Raw genomic sequence first — 3,799 nt, forward strand, 5'->3', positions numbered from 1 at the left:
CGCCTCGACGACGGTCAGCCCGAACGGCTCGCGCCAGATCGACGGGACCACCAGCACGTCGATCCAGTCGAGGAAGCCGCCCGGATCGGTGAACCCCAGGAACCTGACCGGCATGTCCCCGGCCAGGGCGCGATAGGCGGCGTCTCCCTCCTGGGCCTTGCCCGCGATCCGCAACTGCCAGCCGGTGGCGGGCAGCAGGCGGCAGGCGGCGAGCAGCGTCTCGATGCCTTTTTCGGGAACCAGCCGGCCGAGAAAGCCGAACACCATGTCTCCACTTGCCGGCGGGCGGTGGTGATCGCCGGGCACGTCCACCGCATTCCAGATCACTCGCGCTTGGTGATCGTCCAGATCGCGGAACAGTCCAAAGCGGCGATGCTGGTCGAGCACCGGTTGCGACACCGCCGCCACCGCATCGATCCGGCCCGCGAAACGTGCTTTCCACGCGGCGGTGATTCGGCACGACAAATGCTGTGCCTCGCACGTCGCGCCGCCCCGGAACATCGACGCGCGCGAGCAGATCAGGTCATAATCGTGCAGCGTATGCACCGACCGCGCGCCGGCCTCCCGGATCGCCGACCAGATCATCGGCGGCAGCTCGACCATCGAATGGGTGTGGACGATGTCGGGCCGAAAGCTGGCGATCGCGCGCGCGAAGTCGGCGGCCGTGCGATAATTGGCGAGCTGGCCCAGCTTGTTGGCGGTGCGCAGCGGCCGGGGGCTGGCGAACACGTCCTCCATCCACAACAGGTTGCGGCTGCGCTGCGGCAGCACCGCGACGCCGTGGCGGTCGCCAGGAGGCTGGGCATCGCGGGTCAGATAGGCGGCCCCGACCTGGTACCCACCACGCGAGACCTGCGCCTCCGCCAGCATCGCGACGACCTTTTCCGCGCCGCCGACGACGTGCGGCGGATAGACCGAACTGACATGGAGGATGCGCACGACCGGGTCAGGCCACCCGTCGCGTGAACACCGCCGCGCGCCCGCGCCCCAGCGCCGACAGGATCTGCGCGCGGTTCACCGCCAGCAGCACGATCTCGATCGTCACGAACAGCAGCAGGCGATTGATCTGCCCCGGCGCGGCGATGCTCCACAGCGACGCCTGCTGGACCGAGAAATATATCTGCAGGAACGTCCACACCGCGAAGAACAGGCTGAGCGGAAACCCCGACACGAACGCCCGGCGCAGGTACAGAGCCGCGAACGCCACCAGCGCGCCGAGGAACGCCATGATCGCGGCGACGCCGACATAGCCGAACATCACCAGCGCCATCGCCTCGGTGCCCATCGTCAGCTGCACCCAGCCCTGGTTCTTGCGGAAGCTGGCGGCGAGCTTGGCGGGTGAATAGCGCTGGATGAAATAATAGGTCTCGACACCGTTCGCGAACGCCGAGGCGGGCGGCGACTTGTCGTCCAGCGTGTCGATGTTGCGCTCGACCAGATGCGCGTCCCAATTGGTCGCGCGGCGCGCGTCATGGCTGGCAACGAACCACAGTTCACCTTGGCCCGCGACCCGTTCCCCCACCAGCGCGACGGTGCGGCCGATCGGCAGGCGACCATAGCCCGAATAGATATAGATGGTCGCCGCCAGCGCCGCGCACAGCAATGCCGCGACCGGCGGGGCGAGGCGCAGCAGCGTCGGTGCCAACCGCCCCCGCCGCGCCAGCAGCAGCGGCATGGCGAAGAAAGCCACCTCGGCAAGGATGGTGAAGAACTTGTCGCCGAACAGGAAATACAACGCGGTGAGGCCGAGGAAGGTCAGCACCGCCGCCGTCTTCAGCAACGGCCGATAGCGCGGCGCGAACGCTACCGCCCCCAGGATGGCCGCGAACAGGAACTTGTTGTCTAGCAGGATCAGCACCAGCTGGCTGCTATACTCCCGCCGGTACAGGAACCGATCGACCCCGGCGAGCAGCGGAAAACCGCCGCGCAGGCCATCGAGGACCGCCATCGCGCCCAGCGCCATGAACAGCACCACCACCGGCCAGCCCAGCAGCGCGACGATGTCGTCCAGCAGCGGCGAGCGCGCATAGGCCAGGAACGCTCGCTCGAAGCGGCGGAACACCAGCGCGAAGACAAGGAAGAACAGCGCGGTGAACGCGACGAACGAGGCGCTGGCGTCGCCCGGCTCCCCCAGCCGGTTGACCTCGGGCATATAGGCACCGGCCTCGATCACCAGCAGCGAAACGGTGGTTGCGCCGCGAGTGATGACCAGCGGCAGCAGCAGGATCAGCCCGGTGGGACTGATCCGCCCGAGCAGCAGCAGCAGCCAGCCCAGCAGCAGCAGCGACGTCCACGACAGGAACGGGCTCGCAAGGCTGGCCGCCAACGCCCAGTTCACCGCGAGCATGGCGACGAGCGCGACGATGCCGCCCACCGGCAAGGCGGCGTCCGGCGGCAGCTGGGGATAAGCCGCCACGGCCGCGCCGCCGCGTTGGTGAGTGACCATGTGGATGTTCTAGGCCGGCGTTGGACCGCGCCGTGCCTCAAATGACGCAGGCGGCGATGCGCTCCCATGGTCAGGCCGAAGCCGCGGGAGCAAACGCCGTGCTGGCCAAGAATATCGTCTCGATGTCGGGACTGAGCCTTTATCGCAACGCCATCCAGTTCGGGATGAACATCGCCATCGCGGCCTTCGTCCACCCCGGCGATTATGGCCTGGTGGTGTTCACGACGCCGTTCGTCGTGCTGGTCGCGATGCTGACCGACCTCGGCATGACCAGCGCGATCGTGCGCGCGCCGACTCTCTCGCGCGCGGAAGCGGGCGCGGCGATGGGAGCGATGATGGCAGGCGGCGTTGCCTGCGCGTTGCTGCTGGCCGCGGGGGCCTGGCCACTGGAGCGAGCGATCGCCATGCCCGGGCTCGCGCCGGTGATGGCGGCGATGGCGGGGGTGGTCGTCCTGTCGATCACGGCGGCGACCCCGCGCGCGCTGCTGGAGCGCGAGTTGCGCTATGCCCATATCGCCCGGATCGAGGCGGTGTCGATCGCGGTCGCCGCGGCGGCGGGACTGGTCGCCGCGTGGCACGGTGCGGGCGTGTGGTCGCTGGTCCTCTACAACCTGCTGGTCCAGGCGATGCGGGTCAGCGCCTTCTGGTGGAACGTCCGCGGCGAGCTTCGCCCCAACGCCGCGTTCGGCAAGCTCGGCGCGCTGCTGACCTTTGGCGGCTGGGTGCTGGCGAGCAACATCCTCAACTTCCTGGCGCGCAACAGCGACAATCTGTTGATCGGCGCGTGGCTGGGCGCGGCGGCGGTTGGGGTCTATGGCCTTGCCTATCAGTTCATGCTGGCACCGCTGATGGCGATCACCTGGCCGACCAGCGCGATCCTGCTCGCCACCCTGCGCGGGCAGGACCCGCACGGCCCGCGCGCGCGGGCGATGGTCGAAAGCGTGCTGTCGGCGACCGCGCTCGTCGTCGTGCCGGCGATGCTGTACCTGACCTTCGGGCTGGCCTTTCCCGTCCACGCCTTGCTGTCACAGCATTGGGCGGGGGTGCCCGGCATCGTCGCCTGGCTCGCTCCGGCGGGCGCGCTGCAGGCGATCGCGTCGTATAACGGCGTGCTGCTGATGGTCGCGGGGCGCGCGCGGGCGCAGTTCGCGCTTACCGTCGTCAACACGCTCGTGCTGGTCGCGACGTTCGTCGTGTCGCTCCCCTACGGCCTGACCGCGCTGGTCCACGCCTATACGGTGGCGATCACGCTGTTGAGCCTCGCGTTCATCGCGCTCATCGTGGCGCTGACCGGGCTGGGCCTGCGTCGGCTCGCCTGCGCGCTGGCACCGGCGCTGCTGGCGGCGGGGATCG

At 69.0% G+C, this 3,799-nt stretch carries 3 protein-coding genes; 1 reads left to right on the top strand and 2 read right to left on the bottom strand.

Annotated features, from left to right (window positions below; all coding sequences use genetic code 11):
• Together HUU96_RS13010 and HUU96_RS13015 are read right to left on the bottom strand one after the other, a co-directional pair.
• Positions 1 to 939 (bottom strand): glycosyltransferase (locus HUU96_RS13010; protein WP_174293188.1); only part of this gene is annotated, 939 nt, incomplete at its 3' end.
• A 7-nt stretch (positions 940 to 946) separates the two neighbouring features.
• The gene (locus tag HUU96_RS13015) at positions 947 to 2,446 is read right to left on the bottom strand and encodes a DUF6418 domain-containing protein (protein ID WP_174293189.1); all 1,500 of its coding nucleotides are present in this window, start codon (positions 2,444 to 2,446) and stop codon (positions 947 to 949) included.
• 98 nt (positions 2,447 to 2,544) lie between these two features.
• Here HUU96_RS13015 and HUU96_RS13020 point away from each other — a divergent pair.
• The coding region (locus HUU96_RS13020) for an oligosaccharide flippase family protein (protein WP_174293190.1) at positions 2,545 to 3,799 on the top strand (1,255 nt) is incomplete at its 3' end.

This window comes from Sphingomonas bacterium, assembly GCF_903644135.1.
In the GTDB taxonomy this organism is placed as follows: domain Bacteria; phylum Pseudomonadota; class Alphaproteobacteria; order Sphingomonadales; family Sphingomonadaceae; genus Sphingomonas.